This window comes from Vibrio sp. 1078-1 (assembly GCF_033340475.1).
Map to the genome: position 1 here is coordinate 1 of NZ_JAWOWM010000068.1, position 1,170 is coordinate 1,170.

3 protein-coding genes are annotated in these 1,170 nt (G+C 45.9%); all 3 read right to left on the bottom strand.

All coding sequences use genetic code 11. The features are described 5' to 3' along the window. On the bottom strand, positions 1-253 hold a 253-nt coding region (locus tag R7190_RS25635; protein ID WP_318137648.1), incomplete at its 3' end, for a transglutaminase family protein. A 5-nt stretch (positions 254-258) separates the two neighbouring features. Next, the gene (locus R7190_RS25640) at positions 259-642 is read right to left on the bottom strand and encodes a SirB2 family protein (RefSeq protein WP_005468486.1); all 384 of its coding nucleotides are present in this window, start codon (positions 640-642) and stop codon (positions 259-261) included. Between the two features lie 41 nt (positions 643-683). Next, the coding region (locus tag R7190_RS25645; RefSeq protein WP_318137649.1) for a HemK/PrmC family methyltransferase at positions 684-1,170 on the bottom strand (487 nt) is incomplete at its 5' end.

A 1,170-nucleotide genomic window follows, 5' to 3' on the forward strand; every position in this document is an offset into this window, starting at 1 on the left:
TGTTGTCAGAGATAAAGTACTCTTGGTCGTCACCTTTGAAGCCCCACTCATGGAAAAACAGACGTAGGAAAGAATCGAAACGCTGCTCTTCATCTGTTTCATGGATAAGCGTTGCTTCTGCTTCTTGGTACAGACGCTCTAGCTCTTGCTTAGCCCAATGGACGTTGGTTTCTGGATTAACGGATTTATTGAGCTCTAACGCTCCTTCCACCAGCGCCATGTTGTCAAAATCTTCGTCAAAAAACTCAAGCATGACGATTACCCAAATAAAGTTGGACTCTTAGACACGGCGATGTTAGCCGCCATGACCAACCAACCGAGTGCGCCAAAGAAACCGAAAATTTGCAGCAATTTATTTTTAGCTAATTTCAGAGCGAAGAAGCCCAGAGCAATGTACGCCAACACACACGTGATCTTGTTGGTTAGCCAAGGTGCTGAGTCTGTAAATGGAATGAAGCCAGTAACAAAGATCAAAGCAACACCTGACAACAACAGCGCGGTATCAACAATGTGTGGAAAAACTTTCAGAAAACGATGGTTGCGCTTTGGAGAGTTCATCATCATTAACGCGAATCGAATCGACAACAATGTGGCACTCAGTGCGATGGTGACAAGGTGAATATGTTTTAGAGCTACGTACATTTTTCTTCTCTTTTAATAAATTACGGCTGACTTGCTCGTTCTTATGAAGGCTGGTAGCAACCGAGGGTCACTCGATCATTCCCACCATAATCTTTTTCGGTGACAACTTGCTGATAACCAAAGCCACTCATGATCTCACGAACCGCCTCGCCTTGGTCGTAACCGTGTTCGAAGGCAAGCCAACCGCCCTCTTCAAGATACTGACGAGCCAAATCGGAGATATGGCGAATATCCGCTAAGCCATTTTCATCAGCGACCAGCGCGGATTTTGGCTCAAAACGAACGTCACCTTGGGATAAATGCGGATCTTTCTCGTCAATATACGGCGGATTGGAAACAATTAAAGCAAACTTTGTTCCCTCTGCAATAGGCTCGAACCAGCTACCTTGGTCAAACGTCACATTTTTGATGTTTAGCTGCGCGGCATTGTACTCAGCAAGCTCTTTGGCCTCTTGTTTGAGGTCAACTCCCATTACCTGACGATTCGGTAGCTCAGACGCTAGTGCCAACGCAATTGCTCCTGTCCCC